Below are 23,209 nucleotides of genomic sequence, written 5' to 3'. Positions count from 1 at the left end.
TGTGGGCCCGGAGCGTGCGCGATGCCGCCGCTCCGGGCCTGCGGAGTACCCCACCACGAAGACCTCGAAGAAGATCCGCCTCTCGCAGTGCTCCTCCGTACCCGCCCGGAACGAAGCGTCCGGGCCGTGCTGTGCACCTGTGTTTTACGATTCGGCAGCGCTACGCGTGTAGACAGCCCTCCGGCGCGATAACTTCACCCCGCCCCTCAGCCCCTCCGCCCCCGCTCCTGTCCGGCCAAGGAGAGTGCGTCATCAACGCGTCCAGCAGCCCCCCCGCCGTAGAACTGCACGGCATCACCAAGCGTTTCCCCGGCGTCGTCGCCAATCACAACATCGACATCACCATCGGCAAGGGCACGGTTCACGCGCTCGTCGGTGAGAACGGGGCCGGCAAGTCCACCCTGATGAAGATCCTCTACGGCATGCAGAAGCCGGACGAGGGCACCATCGCGATCGACGGCGACGAGGTCACGTTCAGCAACCCCGGCGAGGCGATCGCCCGCGGCATCGGCATGGTGCACCAGCACTTCATGCTCGCCGACAACTTCACCGTCCTGGAGAACGTCGTTCTCGGCGGCGAGAAGCTGTACGGCATCGGCGCCGCCGCCCGTAAGAAGATCAAGGAGATCTCCGACGCCTACGGTCTGGGGGTCCGGCCCGACGCGCTCGTCGAGGACCTCGGAGTCGCCGACCGCCAGCGCGTGGAGATCCTCAAGGTCCTCTACCGCGGCGCCCGCATCCTCATCCTGGACGAACCGACCGCCGTGCTCGTGCCGCAGGAGGTCGACGCGCTCTTCGACAACCTCCGCGAGCTCAAGGCCGAGGGCCTGACCGTCATCTTCATCTCGCACAAGCTGGGCGAGGTCCTGTCGGTCGCCGACGACATCACGGTGATCCGCCGCGGTACGACGGTGGGCACCGCCGACCCGGCGAACACCACCACCAAGCAGCTCGCCGAGCTGATGGTCGGCAGCGAGCTCCCCTCGCCCGAGACCCGTGAGTCCACGGTGACCGACGTCCCGATGCTCCGTGTCGAGGACCTCGCGCTCAGCGTGACCGACCCCGACGGAGCCGTCCGCGACGTGCTCGCCGGCGTCGGCTTCACCATTCACAAGGGCGAGGTCCTCGGGATCGCCGGGGTCGAGGGCAACGGCCAGACCGAGCTGATCGAGACCCTGATGGGGATGCGGAACCCGGACGGCGGGGTGATCACCCTCGACACCGACGACATCTCGCACGCCCCCACGCGCAAGCGGCGGGAGAGCGGCATCGGATACATCCCCGAGGACCGCCACCGGCACGGCGTCCTGCTGGACGCGCCGCTCTGGGAGAACCGCATCCTCGGCCATGTCACCGAGAAGCCCAACAGCCGGGGCTGGCTGCTGGAGCCGAAGGCGGCCCGCGTCGACACCGAGCGCATCGTGCGCGAGTACGACGTGCGCACCCCCGGCATCGAGGTCACCGCGGGATCGCTCTCCGGCGGCAACCAGCAGAAGCTGATCGTCGGCCGCGAGATGAGCCACGCCCCGAAGCTGCTGATCGCCGCGCACCCCACCCGGGGCGTGGACGTCGGCGCCCAGGCGCAGATCTGGGACCAGATCCGCGAGGCGCGCCGCGAAGGGCTGGCCGTCCTGCTCATCTCCGCGGACCTGGACGAGCTGATCGGGCTCTCCGACACCCTGCGCGTCATGTACCGCGGCCGACTGGTCGCCGACGCCGACCCGGCCACCATCACCCCGGAGGAACTGGGCTCGGCCATGACCGGCGCCGCTACCGGTCACCTCGAAAGCCCGGAGGACGAGGCCCGATGAAGAAAATCGACAAGGACCGGCTGATTCTGGGCTTCGCGGGCCCGGTCCTCGCCCTGATCGTCGCCATCGCACTCACCACGGTGGTGCTGCTGGCCTCCGGCCGTAACCCCTTCGAGCCGTACCGGCTGATGTTCGAGTCGGCGTCGTACGTCGACGTACAGGTCCTGATCGTCAACCAGGCCGGTACGTACTACCTCGCCGCCCTCGCCGTCGCCATCGGCTTCCGGATGAACCTCTTCAACATCGGGGTCGACGGTCAGTACCGCCTCGCCGCGATGATGGCCGCGCTCGTCGGGGCCAGCGTCAGCCTGCCGGGGCCGCTCCAGATCGCGCTGATCGTCATCGTCGCGATGCTGGTCGGTGCCTTCTGGGCGGGCATCGCGGGCTTCCTGAAGACCACCCGCGGAGTCAGCGAGGTCGTCTCGACGATCATGCTCAACTCCATCGCCACCGCTCTGGTCGCCTGGCTCATCCTGCCGAAGAACTTCGGTGAGCAGCCGCCGGGCTCCAACAACCTGACCACCGGCGACCTCCCGGAGTCCGGCTGGTTCCCCGGCCTGTCCATGGGCGCCGAAGCCGGTGAGATCTACGGGTTCACCTTCGTCGCCGCGGGCTGCGGCCTCGTCTACTGGTTCGTGCTCAACCGCACCCGGTTCGGCTTCGACCTGCGGGCCACGGGCGCCAGCGAGAGCGCCGCCCAGGCATCCGGTGTGGACGCCAAGAAGATGATCCTCACCTCGATGCTGATCTCCGGGGCGGTCGCCGGTCTCGCCGGAATGCCGACCCTGCTCGGCGACACGCACACCTACAGCCTCGACTTCCCGACCGGCATCGGCTTCACCGGCATCACCATCGCGCTGCTGGGCCGGAACAACCCGCTGGGCATCGCCTTCAGCGCCCTGCTGATCGCGTTCCTGGACAAGTCGTCGGCCTCTCTCGACCAGTTCGGGTACGAGAAGGAGATCGCCACGATCATGCAGGGCCTGATCGTGATCTCGGTCGTCGTCAGCTACGAACTGGTCCGCCGGTACGGCATCAAGCGCCAGCAGCAGAAGGTCGGCGAGGAACTCGCCGCCGGGAACGCCCTCACGACCGAGAAGGAGGCGGCACTGTGAGTACCAGCAAGGTCTCCGCCGCAACCGCCGCCCCCAAGAAGGGCACCGGGCGCCGCAAGCTCTCCCTGCCCGTCGTCCTCCTGATCATCGCGGGTGCGCTCGCCCTGGTCTCCCTGGTCCGTCTGATCAGCGGCGCCGACGACGTGACCTCCGTGGGTCAGGTCGCGGGCGCGCTGGAACTGGCCGTTCCGATCGGCCTGGCCGGGCTCGGCGGCCTGTGGGCCGAACGCGCCGGCGTCGTCAACATCGGCCTCGAAGGCATGATGGTGCTGGGTACCTGGTTCGGTGCCTGGGCCGGATTCCAGTGGGGCCCCTGGGTCGGCGTGCTGTTCGGCATCCTCGGCGGCGCGCTCGGCGGGCTGCTGCACGCGGTCATCACCGTCACCTTCGGCGTGAACCACATCGTCTCCGGTGTGGCCATCAACATCCTCGCCGTCGGCCTCACCCGCTACCTCTCCAACTTCGCCTTCGACGGCGTCGAGGGCGGTTCGTCCAAGCAGTCGCCGCGCATCGATCCGATCGACAAGATCACCATTCCAGGGTTGTCCGACTGGATGCAGGATCTGCAACAACACCACTGGTTCCTGATCTCCGACATCGCGGGCATCATCGGCGGACTCGTCACCGGCCTGTCCCTGCTGACGGTCGTCGCCCTGCTGCTGATCCCCGCCACCTGGTGGATCCTGTGGCGCACGGCGTTCGGTCTGCGGCTGCGTTCCTGCGGTGAGAGCCCGGTGGCCGCCGAGACGCTCGGCGTCAACGTCTACAAGTACAAGTACATCGCCGTCACGGTCTCCGGCGGTCTGGCGGGACTCGGCGGGGCCTTCCTGGCGATCGTCGCCACCGGCATCTACCAGGAGAACCAGACCGGCGGACGCGGTTACATCGGTCTCGCCGCCATGATCTTCGGCAACTGGATGCCGGGCGGCATGGCGCTGGGCGCGGGCCTCTTCGGCTTCACCGACAGCCTCAAGCTGCGCGGCGGCGCCGAGAACGTGCACGCGATGCTGCTGTTGCTGGCGATCCTGCTGGTGATCGTGGTGTTCTGGCAGCTGTACCGCAAGAAGTACGTGGCCGCGGTGATCTCGGCGGCCATCTCCGCGCTGCTGTTCACCTGGTACGCGCTGACCGACCAGGTACCGAGCCAGTTCGTCGACGCCGCTCCGTACGTCACGACGCTGCTGGTCCTCTCGCTCTCCGCGCAACGGCTGCGCATGCCGAAGGCGGACGGCGTGACCTATCGCAAGGGCGAAGGCAAGTGACACCGCCCGCGGACGCCGCGGCGCCCGTCGAGGCGCCGCCGGTCGACTGGGCGGCCCTGCGCACCGCCGCACGGGAGGCCATGTCCCGTGCGTACGCGCCCTACTCGGGTTACCCGGTCGGCGTCGCGGCCCTGGTGGACGACGGCCGCACGATCGTCGGCTGCAACGTCGAGAACGCCTCGTACGGCCTCTCGCTGTGCGCCGAGTGCGGCCTGGTCTCCCGGCTGCACGCCACCGGCGGCGGCCGGCTGACCCACTTCACCTGCGTGGACGGGACCGGGGCGATCCTGGTCCCGTGCGGCAGGTGCAGGCAGCTGCTGTACGAGTTCGGGGGGCCGGAACTCGTCCTGGAGACCCCGGACGGCCTCCGTACGCTCGACGAGATGCTGCCGCAGGCGTTCGGGCCGCAGAACCTCGGCTGACCCCCGCCGGGCACCCCCCGCACCGGGTGCCCGGCCCCACCCTCACCCTCATGTACGAGCAACACGGCCGGAAGGACTCCAGACCATGGACGCCATCTCCGTCATCCGCACCAAGCGGGACCGAGGCGAGCTGACCCCCGAGCAGATCGACTGGGTCATCGACGCGTACACCCGCGGCGCGGTCGCCGACGAGCAGATGTCCGCGCTGGCCATGGCGATCCTGCTGAACGGCATGAACCGCACCGAGATCGCCCGCTGGACCGCCGCGATGATCGCCTCCGGCGAGCGGATGAGCTTCGCCGAACTCTCCCGCCCCACCACCGACAAGCACTCCACCGGTGGCGTCGGCGACAAGATCACGCTGCCGCTCGCCCCGCTGGTCGCCGCCTGCGGCGCCGCCGTACCGCAGCTCAGCGGTCGCGGTCTCGGCCACACCGGCGGCACCCTCGACAAGCTGGAGTCCATCCCCGGCTGGCGCGCCCACCTCTCGAACGAGGAGATGCGGCACGTCCTGGACACCACCGGCGCGGTCATCTGCGCCGCCGGTGACGGGCTCGCCCCCGCAGACAAGAAGCTGTACGCGCTGCGCGATGTCACCGGCACCGTCGAGGCCATCCCGCTGATCGCCAGCTCGATCATGTCCAAGAAGATCGCCGAGGGCACCGGCGCCCTCGTCCTGGACGTCAAGGTCGGCTCCGGCGCCTTCATGAAGACCATCGAGGACGCCCGCGAGCTGGCCTCCACCATGGTCGCGCTCGGCACCGACAGCGGCGTACGGACGGTCGCGCTGCTCACGGACATGGCCACCCCGCTCGGCCTCACCGCGGGCAACGCCCTGGAGGTCCGGGAGTCGGTGGAGGTCCTGGCCGGCGGCGGTCCGCAGGACGTCATCGACCTCACCCTGGCGCTCGCCCGCGAGATGCTGGACGCGGCCGGGCTCAAGGACGCCGACCCGGAGAAGGCCCTGGCCGACGGCTCCGCGATGGACGTGTGGCGCCGCATGATCTCCGCCCAGGGCGGCGACCCGGACGCCGCGCTCCCCGTCGCCCGCGAGCAGCATGTGGTGACCGCACGCTCCACCGGCGTACTGACCCGCCTGGACGCGTACGACATCGGCGTCGCCGCCTGGCGCCTCGGCGCTGGCCGGGCCCGCAAGGAGGACCCGGTGCAGGCGGGCGCGGGCGTGGAGCTGCACGCCAGGCCCGGCGACACCGTGACCGAGGGGCAGCCGCTGCTGACGCTGCACACGGACACCCCGGAGAAGTTCGACTACGCGCTGAAGGCCCTGCCCGACGCGTACGACATCGCCCCGGCCGGTACGGAGTTCGCCCCGCTGCCCGTGGTGCGCGAGCGCATCGCGTAACCGGGCGGGACAACACGCGCGGCCCGCCGCACGGATCTTGAGGATCCGTGCGGCGGGCCGCTGTCGTACGGGGCGTCAGCCCCTGCGGGGCCTCAGCCCCTGCGGGGCCTCAGCGCCTGCGGTCCGGGGTCACTTGCCCAGGTACGCGCTGTGGATCGTCACCGATGACTTGTTGCCCTTCTTGTCCGTGACATTGGCCTTGAAGGAGATGGCCTTCCCCTTCGCCGGGTTCTTCACGGAGATCTTGCCCTTCTTGACGGTGACCTTCTTCCAGGTCTTGCCGTCGTTGTAACTCACGTACACCGTGAGCGACTTGAGGTTCTTTCCGGCGGCCGAGCCCTGCACCTTCACCGGCACCGGGACGGCCTTGCCCGCCTTGGCCCGGCCGTCCGTGCCCAGCGCGGGGCTGAAGCGGACGGTGGACGCCGGGAGCTGGGCGCCCGGCGTCTTCTTGGAGCGGAACGACCAGCTCGCGTCGATCCGGGTGGACAGCGCACCGATCTTCGCGCTGTGCCGCACCGAGGTGGTGAGCCTGTAGTCGGCGGCGGCCGAGGGGACCTTGAAGAACTCGCCGCCCGTCAGCGGGTCCTCGTTCTGGGCGATCTTCTTGCCGTTGCGGTAGAGGACCGTCTTCACCGAGGAGAGCTCCGGCGAACCGTAGTTGCCCTTGCCGTCGGCCAGGACCGGCAGGGCGGCGGCGATGTCGTTGCCGCTGCGGAAGATGCCCGACTCCGAGGACAGCAGGGGACCGAAGACCCCGGTGTTCACGGTCTTCGTGTAGCTCTTGCCGCCCTTGTACGCGGCCTCGTCGCCGACCATGTAGTACGCCTCGGTCAGCGGGAAGTCTTCCGGGGTGTGCCCGCCGACCTGCTGGAAGTCGAAGCTCCAACGGGCCTTGTCGAGGGTGGAGACGCGGACCGTGCGGGTACCGGGCAGCTTCTGCTCGGCCGCTTTGCCGAAGAACTGCTCACTGTCGGGCAGCGAGGCCCACGCGTAGATCTGGCCGGTCTTCCTGGAGACCGCGCCGACCCCCATGGACACCTTCAGCGTAGCGAACTGACCGGCCGTGAACTTACGGCTGTAGCCCGTCGCGAGCTGCTTCACCTTTCCGCCGAGCGCGATGTTGTACTCGCTCGACGCGCCCTTGGTCCAGTTGCCCGTCCAGCTCTGGGAGAGCGAACCGTCGGTGATCTGCGGACCGACGTGGGCGGTGCCGAAGCCCTTCGTGTCGCCCAGGATCCAGCCGAAGCTCGCCTCGCTGTTCTTGGTCGAGACCGTGTACTCGGTCAACAGGCCCTGGGCCTTGGTGCCCTTCTCCGGCAGCGTGAAGGAGACCGGCTTCGCCGTGCGGGCGTCCAGCGTGACCGCGGTGGCACCGGTGACGTTCAGCTTCGGCTGAGCGAGCCAGTCGACGCCGGCCTCGGGGTTCTCGCTCGCGTAGATGTTGGCGTTCAGCGCGTACGTGCCCTTGGGCAGCCGCACCTTGGCCACTCCGTCGGTGACCACGGGGGCGACCGAGGCCCCCAGGCCGTCGAGCGCGTCCAGAGCGACCTCCGCGAAGGCGGGGGCCCCGCCGGTGCGGCCGATGGTCTTCAGCGTGACGTCGTACGCCTCGCCCTCACGCTCGACCGCGGCCGCGGTGCGGACGCTCTGCCCGCCACCGGTGCCCACGACATACGCGGAGTACGCGCCGTTCTCCGCGCCGCCGAGCCGGGTGTCGGCCGTCAGCTCCACGTCGGCGGTGCCGCCCGCGGGGACGGTGACCTTGTCGGCGCCCAGGACGAAGAAGCCGGCCGGAGCGGGCTTGCCCTTCGGCCCGGTGCCCGCCACCGTCAGATCGAGCGTGACATCGCTCGTACCGAGGTTGCGGTACGTCACCTTCTTCGTGGCCGGGGTGTCATCGGTGTGCGGCCACTCCTGCACACCGAAACTCACCGAGACCGGGTCGGCGACGATGCTCTGGCCGAGCGCCTTGTCGACGGCGATCCGACCCGAGCCCTGCTGGAACGCGTTGTACGCGCCCGGCTTCGTGGAGGCCGTCAGCGCGCCCTTCAGCTCGGTGTACGTCCACTGCGGGTGCTGCTGCTTGAGAAGCGCCGCGGCGCCCGCGACATGCGGGGTCGCCATCGACGTACCGGAAATGCTCAGGTAGCCGGGCGGGTTCTGGCCGACCTCCTGGTCGATGGCCGAACCGGGGGCGGCAGCCGCCGTGATGTCCACTCCGGGGGCGGTCACATCGGGCTTGATGGCACCGTCGCCGATGCGCGGACCGCGGCTGGAGAAGTCCGCCAGCATGTTCTTGTCGTCGACGGCACCGACGGTCAGCGCGGCGTCCGCACTGCCCGGCGAACCCACCGTGCCCGCCCCGTCGCCCTCGTTGCCCGCCGCGATGGCGAACAGGACGCCCTTCTCGGCCGACAGCTTGTTGACCGCCGCTTCGAGCGGGTCGATCTCGGGGGTGTCGCCGCCGCCGAGGCTCAGGTTGACGATGTCGGCGCCCTGCGCGACCGCCCACTCCATGCCGGCCAGGATGCCGGAGTCGTCGCCGAAGCCGTCGTCGTCGAGGACCTTGCCTTCGAGCAGCTTGGCGTCCGGGGCCACGCCCTTGAACTTTCCGCCGGACCTGGCGCCCGTACCGGCCGCGATCGAGGACACATGCGTGCCGTGCCCGACCCGGTCCTTGGTGTCGGGCGAAGCGGTGAAGTTCTTCGACGCGAGGATCTGGTTCTTGAGGTCGGGGTGCGTGGGGTCCACACCCGTGTCCAGGACCGCGATCTTCACGCCCTTGCCGGTGTACCCGGCCTGCCAGGCGGCCGGTGCGCCGATCTGGGCGACGCTCTTGTCCAGGCTCGCCCGGCGCACCCCGTCCAGCCAGACCCGGTCGACGCCCGCCGCCGTGGTGCGCTGGGGGCTGTGGGCCTGCTTGCTGGTGAGGGCCTGCCAGATGTCCTTGGCGTCCCCCTTCGGTGTGGTCACCGACTCCGCGTTCAGCGACTTCAGGCTCCGGCCGACCCGGGTGGCACCCGCGTCACGCACGTCGGCCTTCGCGGCCGCCGCCTGCGCTCCCCGGTAGCCGACGATCAGCCGCAGGCCCTTCTGCTGGGCGCGGCGGTTCTCGGGGCGGTTCAGCTCCGTGATGTCGAAGAGCCGTCGGTCCAGCTTTCCGGAGGCGATCAGCCGGTGGGCGTCGGCGGGTATGACGAGCGTGTGCCCGTCGCGTATCCGCTTCTGGACCGGTATCCCGGCACGCCCCTTCGCGGGCTCGAAGCCCACGACCCGTCCCTTGGCGTCGACCGTGACCCGGTCGCCGGTGATGAGCGTCAGATGGTGCGTCGCCCTGGCCGCGGCACCGGCTCGGGAGCCGGCGGGACCGGCCCTGTCCGGCTGTGCCGCGGCGGGCGTGGTCATCCCCGCCGCGATGGCCACGGCTGCTGCCGCGGCGATCGTCGAAACACACGCGCTCTTCACGTGTCTGCGCAACTCTCCCCCTGGAGAATGAGGCGGTTCCTGGGAACCGTTGGTCTGTGGGCACCGCTGTGCTGCCGATGCCCACAGGTTCAGGGAACAAGAGGGGAAACCGTGCGCACAGGTTCACGAAAGTGGTGCATGAGTGAGGAGTTGACGAAAAATGTGCGGGTGAGTGCGCGGAACTGCGGGCGGACGGGCGGAATCACGGTCCGGCAGCGTCGATTTCTCGACAGCCGCAGATGAGTTTCGGCGGCCGCACCGGTCTGCTTGGTGTGGATGCCATGAACCCGATCGTTCTTGTCGTCGCGGGCCGCGTCACCCGGTCCGCCGTGCCGGGGCTCTGCGCGGAACTGGAGTCGCTGCTGCGGAGCCCGCAGGCCGCCTCCCTCGACCCCGCCGAGGCGGTGGAATGCGATGTGGGCGGGGTCGTCCAGCCGGATCTGGCCCTGGTCGAGGCGGTGGCCCGGCTGGGGCTCGTCGCACGCAGGGCGGGCGGCAGACGGCTACGGCTGCGCCGGGTACCGCCGGAGGTCCGGACCCTGCTGCACCTGGTGGGGCTGGCCGATGTGGTGGCCCTGGACGACCCGGAGCAACGGGTTCCAGGGCCACACCGACCGTCCGTGCCCTGAGGAGTCTCCTGCTCAGTCCGGGGCGGTGCTCACGCATGTCACCGCGTAGGCGGTCCCGCTGTCGCCGGGCGGCGTCGGCAGCGGTGACGGCGGCGGGGTCGTCGCAGAGGTGGTCGTACCAGTGCTCCGGCTGCGGCCCCGGTTCCGCGCCCGCACCGGCGGAGGGCCGGGGGGCCGGCCCGCCCGTCGCGGCCGGCTCACCCACCCACTGGGTCAGCCCCCACCCGCCCGCCGCCAGCACGGCCCAGCCGCCCACCAGGGCGTATCGCCCTCCCCGGCCGTACCGCCGCACCCGGCCGGAGCGCCGGCTCACGCCGTAGCGGCGGGGAGGTGGTCGGGCAGCCCGAACAGCGGGAACCAGCGCGGGGTGTCCAGGAAGCAGTGCATCCCGGAGATCGCGCCGTCCGTGATGTCGATGACCTGCAACGCCCACGGCACGAAACCGGGCCCCTCGGGGTTCGGCTTGTAGTGCGCGAACGCCGGTGTCCCGTTGGCCTCGGTCGCCACCAGACGGGAGCCCGCGCAGCTCGCGCCGAAGGAGAGCATGAAGCCCGTGATGTCCTCGTGCCCCTTCAGCCAGAGATCGAACGGCGGCATCGTCATCACGGCGTCCTCGTGGAGCAGCGCGGTCAGTGCCGTCATGTCGTAGCCCTCGAACGCCGTCACGTACCGTTCGAGGAGCTTCTGCTGCTCCGCGTCGAGCGGGTTCGCGGTGTCCGCGGCCCGGTCCTCGGTCTCCGTGAGTGTGGCCCGCGCCCGCTGGAGGGCGCTGTTGACCGAGGCGACCGAGGTGTCGAGCAGTTCGGCGACCTCACTCGCCTTCCAGGCGAGGACCTCGCGCAGGATCAGCACGGCCCGCTGCTTGGGGGGCAGATGCTGAAGCGCGGCGACGAACGCGAGGCGCACCGACTCCCGGGCCACGGCGGCCTCCGCGGGATCTTCCACCGACGGCAGGATCCGGCCGTCCGGCATCGGCTCCAGCCAGGTGTTCTCGGGCAGCGGGTTGAGCGCCGCCCGGGCCAGCGGGGTGGGTCCGCTCAGATCCACCGGCCTGGCCCGCTTGTTGCCCGCGTTCAGCATGTCCAGACAGACGTTCGTCGCGATCCGGTAGAGCCAGGACCGCAGCGAGGAACGGCCCTCGAACTTGTCGAAATTGCGCCAGGCCCTCACCAGGGTGTCCTGGACCGCGTCCTCGGCCTCGAAGGCCGAGCCGAGCATCCGGTAGCAGTAGCCGGTCAGCTCGACCCGGTGCCCTTCCAGACGGCTGTCGACGCTCGCCGTGGCCGTCTTCGTCAGATCGCTCATCGCTCCACCCCTGTTGCGCTGTGACACCACTCATCCAGCACTCTGGAAGCTACCGCAGGCCACTGACAATCGGGTGGGAAGCACCAAAGCCCCTCACGTTCCGGGCTTGCGTCCGTACACGAAGACGTCGTCGCCCTTCTTCAGCAGCTTCCAGTACGACTTCGCGTCCGCGGGCCGCATGTTGACGCAGCCGCCCGAGCCCGGAGGGTTGTACATGGACTTGGTGACCGAGTGGAACGCCTGGCCGCCGTCGAAGAACTGGGAGTACGGCATCCAGACCTTGTAGATCGTCGACCAGTGCTTGATGTCGCGCCAGTACACCTTGCTCGCGCCGGTACGCGTCTCCGCTCCGTCGCGCCCGGTCCGCACCGGCACCGGACCGAACTTCAGCTTCTTGCCGTCCTGGATCCAGCTCAGCTGCCGCGTCAGGTCCACGCACGCGACGCGCCCCTTGTCGGTGGGACACTTCTTCGCCTTGTTGGGATTCTTCCCGGCGGCCTTCTGGTCGAGCATCGTGTTCATGGTGCGCCAGGTGAGCGGCCCCGCGTACCCGATGGTGGGCGTGATCCCGTGGGCCTTCTGGAACTTCTGGGTGGCCTTGCAGTCGGCCGTCGACTGCTTGCCGTCGACGGGCCGCTTCAGAAACTTCTCCACCTTCTTCTGGTACGGCCCGGTGGACTTCGTGCAGGACGCCGCCTGGGCGGCGGTGCCGGTGCCCAGGACCAGCGCGGGCGCCGCCACCAGTCCGGCGACGGACAGCGCGACCCCGCGCCGCAGCCGCACGGCAGGCATCTTCGGTGTGACTCTCATGTACGCCAACTCCCCTTCGCAGGCAGTACGTCGGTCTCGTCTGCTAGGACGCGCGAAGGGGAGTGGAGGTTGCGCGGGGTGACCTCGCGATCGCGTACCGGTTCGGGTCCGGCCGGTTCGCGCCGCCCTTGGTTCAGCGGGGTCAGCGGGTTCTGCGGGTTCGACGGGCCGCTCAGCGCGTGGCGGGGACGAGCGCGCGCCGCTCGGCCCGCGCGACCCGGGTCCCGTACAGCGTGATCGATACGACGCCGAGGACCGCGAGCAGCCCCAGCGCCACCGTCCCCGCCCAGCCCCCGGCGTGGAAGGCGACCGCACCGAGCGTGCCGCCCGCGCTGGAGCCCAGGTAGTACGCGGACTGGTAGAGCGCGGATGCCTGGGCGCGGCCCGTGGTGGCCGTACGGCTCACCGAGGACGAGGCGACCGCGTGCCCGGCGAAGAACCCGGCCGTGATCAGCACCAGGCCCAGCAGCACGGCGGGCAGTTGGCCGGCCAGCGAGAGCAGCAGACCGGCGGCCGTGGTGGAGACGGCGAGGTAGAGCGCTCCCCGGCGGCCGAGCCGGGCGACCAGTTGTCCGGCCGCGGCGGAGGAGACCGTGCCGACCAGGTAGACCAGGAAGATCGAGCCGACGATGCCCTGCGGGAGGCTGAACGGGGCCTCGACCAGCCGGTAGCCGATCACGGTGTAGACCGCGCCGAACACCGTCATGAACAGGGCGCCGATCGCGTACAGGCGGCGCAGCAGCGGATCGGCGAGGTGCCCGCCGACGGTCTTCGCCAGGGCCTTCGGGTTCAGCGAGCCGGGCGTGAAGTGCCGGGCCTTGGGGATCATGAAGTGGAAGACGACCGCGCAGGCCACGGCGAGCAGCCCCACGGAGAAGAGCGCGGCCCGCCAGCCCCACAGCTGGGCGACCCAGCCGGTGAGGATGCGGCCGCTCATGCCGCCGATGCTGTTGCCCGCCACGAACAGCCCGATCGCGGCGACCAGCGCCTTGGGCCGCACCTCCTCGGCCAGATACGCCATCGCGGAGGCCGGCAGCCCGGCGAGCGCGGCTCCCTGCACGGCCCGCAGCGCGATCAGCCAGCCGAGCGACGGGGCGAACGGGATGAGCAGACCCACCAGTACGGCGACCGTCAGCGAGGCGGTCATCATCTGCCGCCGCCCGAACCGCTCGGAGAGCGCGCTCAGCGGCAGGACGCACAGGGCCAGCGCCCCGGTCGCCGCGGAGACCGTCCAGCTCGCCTGTCCCGCCGTGGCGCCGAAGGAGGCGGAGACGGCGGGCAGCAGTGCCTGGGTGGAGTAGAGGAGGGCGAACGTCGCGATCCCGGCGGCGAAGAGCGCGAAGCTCATCCGGCGGTAGCCGGGGCGGCCGGGCTCAAGACGCGTGGTGGCGTCGGTGGTGGAGAGGGGGGACGGCGCGGCTGAGGCATCCACGGCGAGGGTGGATGCCCCGGTACTGGCAGGAGGCATACGTCGAAAGTAGGCTTCCGCGTTTCATGCGTCCAATGCACGAACTCGTCATAATCGTTCCCATGGTGCATGAACGCAGCTCACAGCCTCGGCTGTCACCGAGCAGTTACGAAGAAGACATCCGCGCGGTACTCGCGCCGAGGCTCGCGTACTTCGCGGCGGTGGCCCGTCACGAGCACGTCACCCGCGCCGCGCACGAGCTGGGAGTCCCGCAGTCGACGCTCTCGCGGGCCATGGTCAGACTCGAACAGGATCTGGGCGTCGCCCTGTTCGCCCGCAGGGGCCGTACCGTCTCGCTCACCCCGGCGGGCCGCACCTTCCTGGGCTCGGCGGAGCGGGCGCTGGCCGAGGTGGAGAAGGCCGCCGACTCCGTACGGGCGGACGCCGACCCCAGCGCGGGCAAGGTCGCCTTCGGCTTCCTGCACACCATGGGCTCCGAGACCGTGCCCGCCCTGATCCGGGCCTTCCGCGTCGACCACCCCAAGGTCCGCTTCCAGCTCGTCCAGAACTACGGCGAGGCGATGATCGAGCGCCTGCGCGCGGGCGGCCTCGACCTCTGCCTCACCTCACCCGTCCCCGACGCCCCGGACCTGGTCGCCCGCCGCCTCGACGAGCAGCGGCTGCGCCTGGTGGTCCCCGACGACCACCGCCTCGCGGGCCGCCGCCGCGTCCGCCTCGCGGAGGCCGCCGACGAATTCTTCGTCACCCTCGAACCGGGCTACGGCCTGCGGCGGATCACCGACGACCTCTGCGCGGAGGCGGGCTTCACCCCGCGGGTCGCCTTCGAGGGCGAGGAGGCCGAGACCCTGCGCGGTCTGGTCGCGGCGGGACTCGGGGTGGCTCTCCTGCCGCCCCCCGCGGTGGCCCGGCCCGGTGTCGTCGAGCTGACCGTCACCGCCCCGCGGGCGGCCCGGGAGATCGGCGTCGCCTGGCTGGACGGCCACCCGGACACCCCGCCCGTCGCCGCCTTCAAGCGCTTCCTGCTCTCCCGTCGGGGCCACCTGCTCCCGGACTGACCGGCAGGGCGGGCGCGGCCGGCTCCCGGACCGGGCGGCGCTACGGGCGCGGGCGGCTCCCGGACCGACCGGCGCTACGGGCGCAGCGAGCGGCCGAACCCGGCGGCCAGCGGCATCCGCAGCCCCAGCGGCGGCGGGGCCGCCAGCGCGTCGGCCACCGGCCGGGCGTAGGACCGGGCGAACAGCGATCCCCGGACGAAGTCGGCGGCCAGTGCCTCCACTTCGGACCGGTGCTGGCGCAGCGCGTGCCCGTCGGAGTGGACCTCGAAGCGGCAGGTGTCCCGGTTGGACTTCTTGGCCCGCTCGGCCAGCCGGTACGACAGCTCCGGGTCCGTGTGCGCGTCGTTCGTGCCGTGCACGATCAGCACCCGCCGCCCCACCAGTTGCTTCACCGGCTCCGGATCGGGCTCGTCCGGGGCGTGCTCCGGCAGCCAGGGGGCCATCGCCAGCACGGACGTCACGGCGGTGTGCCCGCCGGCCCGCAGCGCGGCCCGGCCGCCCATGCCGTGGCCGACGAGGCAGACGGGGACGTCGCCGTAGCGCCGTACGGCCTCGTCGGCCGCCCACTCGGCGTCCGCTGCCGGGGCCGCGTCACCGTTCCAGCCGCGCGCGCGGTAGCGCAGGACATGCACCGCGAGACCGTCGTCCCGGCCCGCGCGGGCCAGGGTCCGGGCGAACGGCAGCTGGACCGCGTACGACCAGGCGGAAGGACGGCGGGGCGAGTCCGCCCTGCCGTCCGGGAGCAGCAGAACGACGCCGCTGACCTCGGGTGGTGCTCCGGCCGTGAGGACGGCCCGTCCCAGCCTCGCAGCAGGCAGGGGAAGTGCGCGCTGTGCCATGACAGAACAGTCTCAGAAGGAGAGGTGTACTCCACCCGACTTCGCGGTCACTGTTACGCATCGACGAAGCGCTCTACGCGCGTAGGCGCTAGAGTGCCAAGATGACGAGCCAGACCCTGAATGTCCCTGATTCCGACCAGATCCGGCGTGCCCCCAAGGTGCTCCTCCACGACCACCTCGACGGTGGCCTGCGCCCCGGCACGATCGTGGACCTGGCGCGCGAGCAGGGCTACGACGACCTTCCCGAGACCGAGCCCGACAAGCTCGGCGTCTGGTTCCGCGAGGCGGCCGACTCCGGTTCGCTGGAGCGCTACCTGGAGACATTCGCCCACACCTGCGCCGTCATGCAGACCCGTGAGGCCCTGTTCCGGGTGGCCGCCGAGTGCGCCGAGGACCTCGCCGAGGACGGCGTCGTCTACGCCGAGGTGCGCTACGCCCCCGAGCAGCACCTGACCGGCGGACTGACCCTCGAAGAGGTCGTCGAAGCGGTCAACGAGGGCTTCCGCGAGGGCGAGCGCCGGGCCCGCGCGAACGGCCACCGCATCCGCGTCGGCGCGCTCCTCACCGCGATGCGGCACGCCGCCCGCGCCCTGGAGATCGCCGAACTCGCCAACCGCTACCGCGACCTGGGCGTCGCCGGCTTCGACATCGCGGGCGCCGAGGCGGGCTACCCGCCCACCCGGCACCTCGACGCGTTCGAGTACCTCAAGCGCGAGAACAACCACTTCACCATCCACGCGGGCGAGGCGTTCGGGCTCCCGTCGATCTGGCAGGCCCTCCAGTGGTGCGGCGCCGACCGCCTCGGTCACGGCGTCCGCATCATCGACGACATCGAGGTCGCCGATGACGGCACCGTGACGCTGGGCCGGCTCGCCTCCTACGTACGCGACAAGCGCATCCCGCTGGAGCTGTGCCCGACCTCCAACCTCCAGACCGGCGCCGCCGACTCCTACGCCGAGCACCCCATCGGGCTGCTGCGGAAGCTGCATTTCCGCGCCACGGTGAATACGGACAACCGGCTGATGAGCGGGACGAGCATGAGCGGGGAATTCGAGAGGCTGATCGAGACTTTCGGATACACGCTCGACGACATGCAGTGGTTCACAGTCAATGCGATGAAATCAGCGTTCATTCCTTTCGATGAACGTCTGGCGATGATCAACGACGTCGTCAAGCCCGGATACGCGGAACTGAAGTCCGAATGGCTGTTCCGGCAGACCGCCGCGACCAGCGGTTCTTCGTCCCCGGTGGGCTGAGAGCAGCTCAGGGGGAACGGCCGGGGTCTTCGTGTCCCGGCCGTTTTTCGTGTGTCGCCATGTTTGCGGAACAGGTAATGAGCTGGCTACGTTGCGAAGCCGCTCACATCCCCTTCCCCAAGGACGAATTCTCATGAAGAAGTCTGCTGCCAGGACTCTCGGCGTCGCCGCCCTCGGTGCCGCTTTCGCCGCTGCCGCCGCCGGCAGTGCCTCCGCCGTCACCGCGCTGCCGGTCGACGCCGTCGCCGGTGCGCTCCCCGTCTCCACCAGCGCCCTGGACACCGTCGCCAAGTCCCTGCTGGTCCAGGAGACCGCGAACAAGGTCCTCGGCGGCGAGGCCACCGACGCCGTCGCCCCCGTCACCGGCCTGCTCGGCGGCCTGCCCACCAAGGGCCTGTCGGCGAACGGGATCCCGCTCGGCGGCTGATCACCACCCCCGCGGCACACCACCGCACATGCCAGTGGGGCACCCACCCGGTCCGGGTGTGTGCCCCACTGCGCGTGCTCCCCGTGGTCCGCGCGTCACCAGGCCGTCGCGGACGTGGCGGACTTCTCCGACGGCAGTAGCGCCCACAGCGCCAGGTACAGCAGGAACTGCGGGCCGGGGAGCAGACACGAGGCGACGAAGATGATGCGCATCGTCCCTGCGGAGATGCCGAAGCGCCGTGCCAGCGCTGCGCACACTCCACCGATCATGCGTCCTTCGCGGGGGCGGGCAAGTGCGGCCATGGTGGGCTCCTTCGTGAACCGTTCCGGGGGAGCGGTGGGTGGCTCCCGATGTATCCATAGTGGCTCGGCGAAGCGGTACGGAGCATCGCTCTACGGTGCGATGCCGACCCTGGGAATCGTCGGGGTCGGGCCCCCAGGGGCCTCGTCCCTGAGGCGGGGGGCGTCTCGTACCCCCGGCTGTTCGCGGCGGCGCAGCCGGGCCCGGCACACCGGGACGACCAGCAGATGGGCCAGTCCCACCCCGGCGGTGTTCAGCAGCAGCGAGTCGATGTCCACCACCTGTCCGGGCACGGCGGTCTGCGCCAGCTCGATGGCCAGCGAGATCAGGGCACCGGCGGCGACCGTGCGCACCAGCGAGACCCACGGGGAGACGAAGAGCCGCCCCCCGGCCAACGGCAGCAGCACACCCAGTGGGGCCAGCAGGAGCAGCCCCTCACCGATACGGCGGGCCGCCTCGACCGGGCCGAGAGCCAGATCTGCCCTGATACCGGCCAACGGCTCGAAATTCGCGGCCGTCATCCAGGGCACATCCAGCGGGCGCAGAGTCAGCCACGCGACGAGCAGCAGATGCGCGAAGAGGAGAGAGACCCCCGACGCGCGGAAGCGGATGACGGTCTGGCCGCCCGAACCTTGACGCACGTCCACCAAGACGCCACGACCGGCAGGATCGGTTCCGCGCGACCGCAGGAAGGTGCGCCCGGCGCGACGGCGAGCGGTCCGCGCCCCCGATCGCCCCGACCGCGCCCGCTCGACCGCACCGGGCTCGGTCAGCTCCGACGCGTCCGCTCGGGGCGCTCGGCCGGAGGTGGCTCAGCGCAGTTCGACCGCGCCGAGCGTCGGTACGGCCTGAGGCCGCGCCTTCGTCTCCGTCGTGCACAGATAGCCCCGCGGCGCGTAGTTCCCGGGGCCGCCCAGGACGACGGTGCCCGCGGAGACGAGCACGTCGCTCTCCGCGTACGTGCAGACGAGCTGGGCCAGCGCCTCCGCCGACAGGTCCTCGGGCTGCGTACTGAGCCTCAGCGTGCCCTGCGGGTCGCTCTTGTGCCCCTCGGTGACCCGCAGGCTCGTCGGCACCGCAGTGGAGAACCCGGCCCGGCGCTCGTCGGCGGGCGGCGGGGACCGCACCTCGTCCAGGAGGGCCCGCGCGACCAGCAGACGGTCGGACGTCGTCGCGGGGACCGGCACGGTGCGGTCGACCGTCACCAGCTGCGAGGCGCACACCAGATAGACGTCGACCTCGATGCCGTCCAGCGCCTTCGTGGCGGAGTCCGGCGAGGAGAGGCGGCACGGCACCCGCGACGGTGCCGCCCCGGCGTCCACCGGCACCGACGTGGTCCGGATTCCGCAGCCGGAGAGCAGGGCCACCCCGGCCAGGGCGGCGGCCAGCACGACGGCGGGCCGCCGCGGGCCGCCCGTGCGCCCCGTGCGGGGTGCACGGGACGTGCGCTCGCTGCGCCTCACGTCGCCTCACCCTCCTCGTTCCGGCCTTGCGCGCCGTGTGTGTCGGTTCCGGTCCCGTCGGCCCCGAGGGACCGGTCGGGCCCGGCGAGCTCCTCCGCGTCGCGCGGCAGTCTGAGGACGAACACGGCGCCGTCACCGTCCGGAGAGTTCGCGGCCGTGATGTCACCACCGTGGATATGGGCATTCTCCATGGCGATGGACAGCCCGAGGCCACTGCCCTCGGAGCGCGGCCGGGAGGCGCTGGCCTTGTAGAACCGGTCGAAGACATGCGGCAGGACGTCCTGTGGGATGCCGGGGCCGTGGTCGCGCACCTCGATGACCAGTTCCTCGCCCTCGGTCCGCACCGCCACCCGCACCGGCGAACCGCCGTGCTTGAGCGCGTTGCCGATCAGATTCGCCAGGATCACATCGAGGCGACGCGGATCGAGCCGCACCATCATGCCGCGCTCCGCGTCCAGATCCACCGCGTCCAGCCAGGCACGGGCGTCGATGCACGCGGTGACCTGGTCGGCGACATCGACCGTGTCCAGGACGAGCCGGGCCGTACCCGCGTCGAACCGGGTGACCTCCATCAGATTCTCCACCAGGTCGTTCAGCCGCCGGGTCTCGCTCACCACCAGATGTACGGCGGGCGCGATCATCGGGTCGAGGCTGTCGGCCTCGTCCTCCAGCACCTCCGCCACCGCGGTGATCGCGGTCAGCGGGGTCCGCAGCTCATGGGACATGTCGGCGACGAAGCGGCGGCTCGCCTCCTCCCGCGCGGTCATGTCCGCGACCTTCTTCTCCAGCGAATGCGCGGTCCTGTTGAACGTACGGGACAGATCGGCCAGCTCGTCCGTACCGGAGACCACGAGCCGGGTGTCGAGCTTGCCCTCGCCGAGCTTGCGGGCCGCGTCACCGAGCCGCTGCACGGGCCGCAGCACGGTCGTCGCCGCCGCCTGCGCGAGCAGTGCCGAACCGACCAGCGCCAGACCGGTGGCGATCCCCAGCGACCAGGCCAGCGAGTTCAGATCCGCACGCTCCTGGTCGAGCGACTTCAGCATGTACCCCGTCGGACCGCCGCCGATGATCTTCGTACCGGCCACCAGATACGGCTTGCCCGCGATCTTCGTACGCTGCCAGAACAGGTGGTACTCAAACTTGTTGCCCGACGTCAGCTGCTGCTTCCGGCTCACCTGCTTCTGCAGCGAGTCCGGCACACTGACCCGGGTGAACGTGTCCAGATCGGAGTAGCCCACGATCGGCTTGCCGCTGTCGCGCTCGTCCACCAGCAGCACGCTGTAGCCCGGACTGCTGCTCGCCATCCGTACGGCGGCGCTCTGCAGATCGTCCTTGGTGGGCCGCACCGGCAGCGTGGCCGCCGTGCTCTGCATCTGCCGCCGGAAGTCCCCGAGCGCCGTGTCCTGGGTGCGGTTCAGCACCGCCTCGCGGTTCAGCCAGTAGGCGATCCCCGACGCGGACACCGCGGCGGTCAGCGCGACCACGGCGAACACGACGACGAGCCGCAGCCGCAGACTGGTCCACCGAAGACCCGCGCGGAGTGACCGTTTTGCGGATTCACTCACTGAGGCGAGTCCAGCCGGTAGCCCACTCCCCGCACCGTACGGATCAGGGTCGGCGAGGACGGCACGTCCTCCACCTTCGCGCGCAGCCGCTGCACACAGGCGTCCACCAGCCGGGAGTCACCGAGATAGTCGTGCTCCCAGACCAGCCGCAGCAACTGCTGCCGGGACAGCGCCTGGCCGGGCCGGCGGCTCAGCTCCAGCAGGAGCCGCAGCTCGGTCGGCGTGAGCTGAAGATCCTCACCGTCCTTGGTGACCGTCATCGCGGAACGGTCGATGACCACGGTCCCGAAGGTCGCCGAGTCGGTGGACTCGCGCTCGCCCCGGCGCAGCACCGCACGGATACGGGCGTCCAGCACCCGGCCCTGTACGGGTTTCACCACATAGTCGTCCGCGCCGGACTCCAGTCCCACCACGACGTCGATGTCGTCGCTGCGCGCGGTCAGCAGAATGATCGGCAGTTGGTCGGTGCGGCGGATACGCCGGCACACCTCGAAACCGTCGATCCCGGGCAGCATCACATCCAGCACGACCAGGTCGGGCCGCTGCTCCCGCAGCAGGTTCAGGCCGTCCTCTCCCGTCGCCGCGGTGGCCACACGGTGGCCCTGGCGTGACAGCGAGAGTTCGAGGGCCGTGCGGATGGCGTCGTCGTCCTCGATCAGCAACAGGAAAGGCACGTGGGTCATTCTGACCCATGGTGGCGCCTCAGTTCGACAGTTGGAGTCCTCCCATCGTTCCGACACGGCCCAACAGGCCCTGTGACAGCCCTGTGACAGTCGCAGGACAACGTGATGAAACTGGCCGGGCAAGCTCGTTGGCACAGGGAACGAACGGACTCCACCGATGAGGGGGCGCGAGATGAACGCACTGCACAGCACCAGCTCAAGCGCAGTTGTCACGCGTCTCCACGACGTCGGCCGGAGCCTGGAGAAGTCCGGTGCAACAGGGGGTACCTCCCTGGTCGAGCGGAGTCGAGAGCTCGGGGGAGGGCGGGGGTGCGTTCGCGGCACCGGGCGTCAGCATCCGTCGTACATAACGGTTGTTGACGCGCCCATCGGGGCCAACGGGGGAAAGCACGGGGGAACCGCGTACGGGGAGGTCACGGGGGAGCGGAAGACCGCGGCGGAGACCGAGGACGCCGAAGCGGCGTTCACGGCCTACGTCCGGGAGCGCCGCGCCTCCCTGTACGCAACCGCCTATCACCTGACCGGCGACCGGTTCGAGGCCGAGGATCTGCTGCAGAGCGCCCTCTTCTCGACGTACCGGGCGTGGGACAGGATCAGCGACAAGGCGGCGGTCGGCGGGTATCTCCGCCGCACCATGACCAATCTGCACATCAGCGCCTGGCGCAGGCGCAAGCTCAACGAGTATCCGACCGAGGAGCTGCCGGAGACGGTGGGCGACACGGACGCGATGCGCGGAACGGAACTGCGTGCGGTGCTCTGGCAGGCGCTCGCACGGCTGCCGGAACTCCAGCGCACGATGCTGGTCCTGCGGTACTACGAGGGCCGCACCGATCCGGAGATCGCGTCGATCCTCGACATCAGTGTCGGCACGGTGAAGTCGAGCATCTGGCGGTCGCTCCGCCGGCTGCGCGAGGACGAGGTCCTCAGCTTCGGCCGTGACGAGGAAGAGTCCTTCGGCGAGCTGGTGGCCTGAGGCAACGGGGGACACGGGGATACGGGGGAAACGGCCGGCGCTTCGGGGGAGGCGACGGTACGGGGATACGGGGGACACGGGGGAACAGGCCGGCGCTTCGGGGGAGGCGACGGTACGGGGAACGCAGCGGGGTCGGACGGGCCGGGGGGTCCTGTCCGGCCCCGTTCGCGTGTCCCGCCGCCGATGCGGTGCACCGGGACCGTCCCGCGCAGAGCGGCGCCTGACCAGGAGGCTGCCGCGAGTGCGGCGCGGAGGGGCCCCCGCGGACGCCCCGCGGTGCTTCACCTTCCCGCGGACGCCCTGACGCGCTTCACCTTCCCGCGGACGCTCCGCGTCGGCAGCGGCCCGCAGCCGCCGCGGCCAGCCGGCCCAGGGCCTCGTCCTTGCCGCACGGATACGCGCCCAGTGCCGCCTGCCGGGCCACGATGCGCCGCTCGGCCCGCATCAGACGCCACCCGCGCCGCACCAGGAACGGCACCGACTTGCGTCCCTCGCGCAGATCCCGCAGCAGCCGTCGCCGGAAGGTCGTCGACGGACGGCCGCGCAGGCACAGCGCGTCGGCCAGCAGCCCCAGCTCCTGGCAGCGTCCGACGATGTCCGCCGCGAAGATGCCCTCGGCCACGAACAGGGGCGAACGCTCTATGTGGAACGCCTCCTGGTCCGTGCGGGCGCTGGTGGCGATGTCGTACACCGGCACTTCCGTGCGGCCCGTGCGGCACAGCTCCGTGATGGCGGTCACCGCCGCGTCCGCGTCCCAGGACTGCGCGGAGTCCCAGTCGATGTCCGGGCTGCCCGGGACCTGGGGCAGCGAGGGGTCGTCACCCTCCTTGTAGAAGTCGTCCAGACGCAGCACCGGCAGACCGGTGCGGGCGGCGAGGGACGACTTTCCGGAGCCGGAGGGGCCCGCGAGCAGCACGACGCGGGTCGGGATCGGTTGGGAACTCACAGAACAGAAGTGTGAGGCATTGACCCGCGTAGGGGATCCCTCGGAGGTCTTGTTGGTATCGAGCATCACACCTCAACTACTCTGCGCG

At 70.6% G+C, this 23,209-nt stretch carries 21 protein-coding genes; 10 read left to right on the top strand and 11 right to left on the bottom strand.

Annotated elements, in window-relative coordinates; translation table 11 throughout:
- The first annotated feature begins 227 nt into the window (after nucleotides 1-227).
- From A6A29_RS02350 to A6A29_RS02330, 5 genes are all read left to right on the top strand, one after another.
- Nucleotides 228-1,811, top strand: a complete 1,584-nt coding sequence (locus A6A29_RS02350) for an ABC transporter ATP-binding protein (RefSeq protein ID WP_073718954.1) — start codon at nucleotides 228-230, stop codon at nucleotides 1,809-1,811.
- Nucleotides 1,808-2,926, top strand: a complete 1,119-nt coding sequence (locus tag A6A29_RS02345; RefSeq protein WP_073718215.1) for an ABC transporter permease — start codon at nucleotides 1,808-1,810, stop codon at nucleotides 2,924-2,926. Before A6A29_RS02350 ends, A6A29_RS02345 begins: the two co-directional genes overlap by 4 nt.
- Nucleotides 2,923-4,188 carry an ABC transporter permease gene (locus tag A6A29_RS02340; RefSeq protein WP_073718214.1) on the top strand — a complete coding sequence of 422 codons (1,266 nt, stop codon included), beginning with the start codon at nucleotides 2,923-2,925 and terminating at the stop codon, nucleotides 4,186-4,188. Before A6A29_RS02345 ends, A6A29_RS02340 begins: the two co-directional genes overlap by 4 nt.
- Nucleotides 4,185-4,610, top strand: a complete 426-nt coding sequence (locus A6A29_RS02335) for a cytidine deaminase (protein ID WP_073718213.1) — start codon at nucleotides 4,185-4,187, stop codon at nucleotides 4,608-4,610. The genes A6A29_RS02340 and A6A29_RS02335 overlap by 4 nt, the downstream gene beginning before the upstream one ends.
- 85 nt (nucleotides 4,611-4,695) lie before the next feature.
- Nucleotides 4,696-5,973, top strand: coding sequence for a thymidine phosphorylase (locus A6A29_RS02330; protein ID WP_073718212.1), 1,278 nt, complete (start codon nucleotides 4,696-4,698; stop codon nucleotides 5,971-5,973).
- Between the two features lie 129 nt (nucleotides 5,974-6,102).
- Here A6A29_RS02330 and A6A29_RS02325 read toward each other — a convergent pair whose 3' ends face one another.
- Nucleotides 6,103-9,381: a S8 family peptidase gene (locus A6A29_RS02325; RefSeq protein WP_198952997.1), complete on the bottom strand. Its 3,279-nt coding sequence runs from the start codon at nucleotides 9,379-9,381 to the stop codon at nucleotides 6,103-6,105.
- A gap of 299 nt (nucleotides 9,382-9,680) precedes the next feature.
- On the opposite strand from A6A29_RS02325, the gene A6A29_RS02320 reads away from it, so the two are divergent.
- Nucleotides 9,681-10,070 carry an STAS domain-containing protein gene (locus A6A29_RS02320; protein WP_073718210.1) on the top strand — a complete coding sequence of 130 codons (390 nt, stop codon included), beginning with the start codon at nucleotides 9,681-9,683 and terminating at the stop codon, nucleotides 10,068-10,070.
- A gap of 309 nt (nucleotides 10,071-10,379) precedes the next feature.
- Here A6A29_RS02320 and A6A29_RS02315 read toward each other — a convergent pair whose 3' ends face one another.
- The 3 genes from A6A29_RS02315 to A6A29_RS02305 all read right to left on the bottom strand — a co-directional run bounded on the left by A6A29_RS02315 (nucleotide 10,380) and on the right by A6A29_RS02305 (nucleotide 13,653).
- Complete coding sequence (locus A6A29_RS02315; protein WP_073718209.1) at nucleotides 10,380-11,375, bottom strand: sigma-70 family RNA polymerase sigma factor; 996 nt, start codon at nucleotides 11,373-11,375, stop codon at nucleotides 10,380-10,382.
- A gap of 93 nt (nucleotides 11,376-11,468) precedes the next feature.
- Nucleotides 11,469-12,185 carry a L,D-transpeptidase family protein gene (locus A6A29_RS02310; RefSeq protein WP_073718208.1) on the bottom strand — a complete coding sequence of 239 codons (717 nt, stop codon included), beginning with the start codon at nucleotides 12,183-12,185 and terminating at the stop codon, nucleotides 11,469-11,471.
- Nucleotides 12,186-12,357: 172 nt separating this feature from the next.
- Nucleotides 12,358-13,653 carry an MFS transporter gene (locus A6A29_RS02305; RefSeq protein ID WP_073718207.1) on the bottom strand — a complete coding sequence of 432 codons (1,296 nt, stop codon included), beginning with the start codon at nucleotides 13,651-13,653 and terminating at the stop codon, nucleotides 12,358-12,360.
- A 62-nt stretch (nucleotides 13,654-13,715) separates the two neighbouring features.
- Here A6A29_RS02305 and A6A29_RS02300 point away from each other — a divergent pair, with 62 nt between their 5' ends.
- On the top strand, nucleotides 13,716-14,669 hold the full coding sequence (locus A6A29_RS02300; RefSeq protein WP_073718206.1) for a LysR family transcriptional regulator: 954 nt from the start codon (nucleotides 13,716-13,718) through the stop codon (nucleotides 14,667-14,669).
- A gap of 74 nt (nucleotides 14,670-14,743) precedes the next feature.
- Here the strand turns inward: A6A29_RS02300 and A6A29_RS02295 are convergent, their stop codons facing one another.
- On the bottom strand, nucleotides 14,744-15,508 hold the full coding sequence (locus A6A29_RS02295; protein ID WP_073718205.1) for an alpha/beta hydrolase: 765 nt from the start codon (nucleotides 15,506-15,508) through the stop codon (nucleotides 14,744-14,746).
- Between the two features lie 101 nt (nucleotides 15,509-15,609).
- On the opposite strand from A6A29_RS02295, the gene A6A29_RS02290 reads away from it, so the two are divergent.
- The gene (locus A6A29_RS02290) at nucleotides 15,610-16,764 is read left to right on the top strand and encodes an adenosine deaminase (protein ID WP_073718204.1); all 1,155 of its coding nucleotides are present in this window, start codon (nucleotides 15,610-15,612) and stop codon (nucleotides 16,762-16,764) included.
- A gap of 133 nt (nucleotides 16,765-16,897) precedes the next feature.
- Entirely contained in the window at nucleotides 16,898-17,191 is a 294-nt protein-coding gene (locus tag A6A29_RS02285; protein WP_073718203.1) for a hypothetical protein, read from the top strand.
- Nucleotides 17,192-17,286: 95 nt separating this feature from the next.
- On the opposite strand, the gene A6A29_RS02280 is transcribed toward A6A29_RS02285, so the two are convergent.
- The 5 genes from A6A29_RS02280 to afsQ1 all read right to left on the bottom strand — a co-directional run bounded on the left by A6A29_RS02280 (nucleotide 17,287) and on the right by afsQ1 (nucleotide 21,193).
- Entirely contained in the window at nucleotides 17,287-17,493 is a 207-nt protein-coding gene (locus tag A6A29_RS02280; protein ID WP_073718202.1) for a PspC domain-containing protein, read from the bottom strand.
- A gap of 90 nt (nucleotides 17,494-17,583) precedes the next feature.
- A complete protein-coding gene (locus A6A29_RS02275) occupies nucleotides 17,584-18,138 on the bottom strand; it encodes a VanZ family protein (protein WP_073718201.1) in 555 nt (184 codons plus the stop codon).
- Between the two features lie 165 nt (nucleotides 18,139-18,303).
- Entirely contained in the window at nucleotides 18,304-18,954 is a 651-nt protein-coding gene (locus A6A29_RS02270) for a hypothetical protein (protein WP_385731289.1), read from the bottom strand.
- Nucleotides 18,951-20,519: a sensor histidine kinase gene (locus A6A29_RS02265; protein WP_073718200.1), complete on the bottom strand. Its 1,569-nt coding sequence runs from the start codon at nucleotides 20,517-20,519 to the stop codon at nucleotides 18,951-18,953. The genes A6A29_RS02270 and A6A29_RS02265 overlap by 4 nt, the downstream gene beginning before the upstream one ends.
- Nucleotides 20,516-21,193, bottom strand: a complete 678-nt coding sequence (gene afsQ1 / locus A6A29_RS02260; protein WP_073718952.1) for a two-component system response regulator AfsQ1 — start codon at nucleotides 21,191-21,193, stop codon at nucleotides 20,516-20,518. The genes A6A29_RS02265 and afsQ1 overlap by 4 nt, the downstream gene beginning before the upstream one ends.
- A gap of 181 nt (nucleotides 21,194-21,374) precedes the next feature.
- Between afsQ1 and A6A29_RS02255 the strand changes: the two genes are divergently transcribed.
- Nucleotides 21,375-22,175: a SigE family RNA polymerase sigma factor gene (locus A6A29_RS02255; protein WP_073718199.1), complete on the top strand. Its 801-nt coding sequence runs from the start codon at nucleotides 21,375-21,377 to the stop codon at nucleotides 22,173-22,175.
- 310 nt (nucleotides 22,176-22,485) lie between these two features.
- Here A6A29_RS02255 and A6A29_RS02250 read toward each other — a convergent pair whose 3' ends face one another.
- The gene (locus tag A6A29_RS02250; RefSeq protein WP_073718198.1) at nucleotides 22,486-23,187 is read right to left on the bottom strand and encodes a uridine kinase family protein; all 702 of its coding nucleotides are present in this window, start codon (nucleotides 23,185-23,187) and stop codon (nucleotides 22,486-22,488) included.
- Nucleotides 23,188-23,209: the final 22 nt, after the last annotated feature.

The organism is Streptomyces sp. TSRI0281 (assembly GCF_001905125.1).
Taxonomy (GTDB): Bacteria; Actinomycetota; Actinomycetes; order Streptomycetales; family Streptomycetaceae; genus Streptomyces.
Note: the sequence above shows the minus strand (reverse complement) of the source record. Positions and strands in the feature narration are given on the sequence as shown.

Excerpts from the sequence above, each read along its gene's own strand:
- A6A29_RS02325 (WP_198952997.1), bottom strand. The coding sequence starts at position 9,381 with ATGACCACGCCCGCCGCGGCACAGCCGGACAGGGCCGGTCCCGCCGGC.
- A6A29_RS02305 (WP_073718207.1), bottom strand. The coding sequence starts at position 13,653 with ATGCCTCCTGCCAGTACCGGGGCATCCACCCTCGCCGTGGATGCCTCA.
- A6A29_RS02290 (WP_073718204.1), top strand. The coding sequence starts at position 15,610 with ATGACGAGCCAGACCCTGAATGTCCCTGATTCCGACCAGATCCGGCGT.
- A6A29_RS02320 (WP_073718210.1), top strand. The coding sequence starts at position 9,681 with ATGAGTTTCGGCGGCCGCACCGGTCTGCTTGGTGTGGATGCCATGAAC.
- A6A29_RS02315 (WP_073718209.1), bottom strand. The coding sequence starts at position 11,375 with ATGAGCGATCTGACGAAGACGGCCACGGCGAGCGTCGACAGCCGTCTG.
- A6A29_RS02255 (WP_073718199.1), top strand. The coding sequence starts at position 21,375 with ATGAACGCACTGCACAGCACCAGCTCAAGCGCAGTTGTCACGCGTCTC.
- A6A29_RS02300 (WP_073718206.1), top strand. The coding sequence starts at position 13,716 with ATGGTGCATGAACGCAGCTCACAGCCTCGGCTGTCACCGAGCAGTTAC.
- A6A29_RS02280 (WP_073718202.1), bottom strand. The coding sequence starts at position 17,493 with ATGGCCGCACTTGCCCGCCCCCGCGAAGGACGCATGATCGGTGGAGTG.
- A6A29_RS02285 (WP_073718203.1), top strand. The coding sequence starts at position 16,898 with ATGAAGAAGTCTGCTGCCAGGACTCTCGGCGTCGCCGCCCTCGGTGCC.
- A6A29_RS02295 (WP_073718205.1), bottom strand. The coding sequence starts at position 15,508 with ATGGCACAGCGCGCACTTCCCCTGCCTGCTGCGAGGCTGGGACGGGCC.
- A6A29_RS02330 (WP_073718212.1), top strand. The coding sequence starts at position 4,696 with ATGGACGCCATCTCCGTCATCCGCACCAAGCGGGACCGAGGCGAGCTG.
- A6A29_RS02250 (WP_073718198.1), bottom strand. The coding sequence starts at position 23,187 with ATGCTCGATACCAACAAGACCTCCGAGGGATCCCCTACGCGGGTCAAT.
- A6A29_RS02310 (WP_073718208.1), bottom strand. The coding sequence starts at position 12,185 with ATGAGAGTCACACCGAAGATGCCTGCCGTGCGGCTGCGGCGCGGGGTC.
- A6A29_RS02345 (WP_073718215.1), top strand. The coding sequence starts at position 1,808 with ATGAAGAAAATCGACAAGGACCGGCTGATTCTGGGCTTCGCGGGCCCG.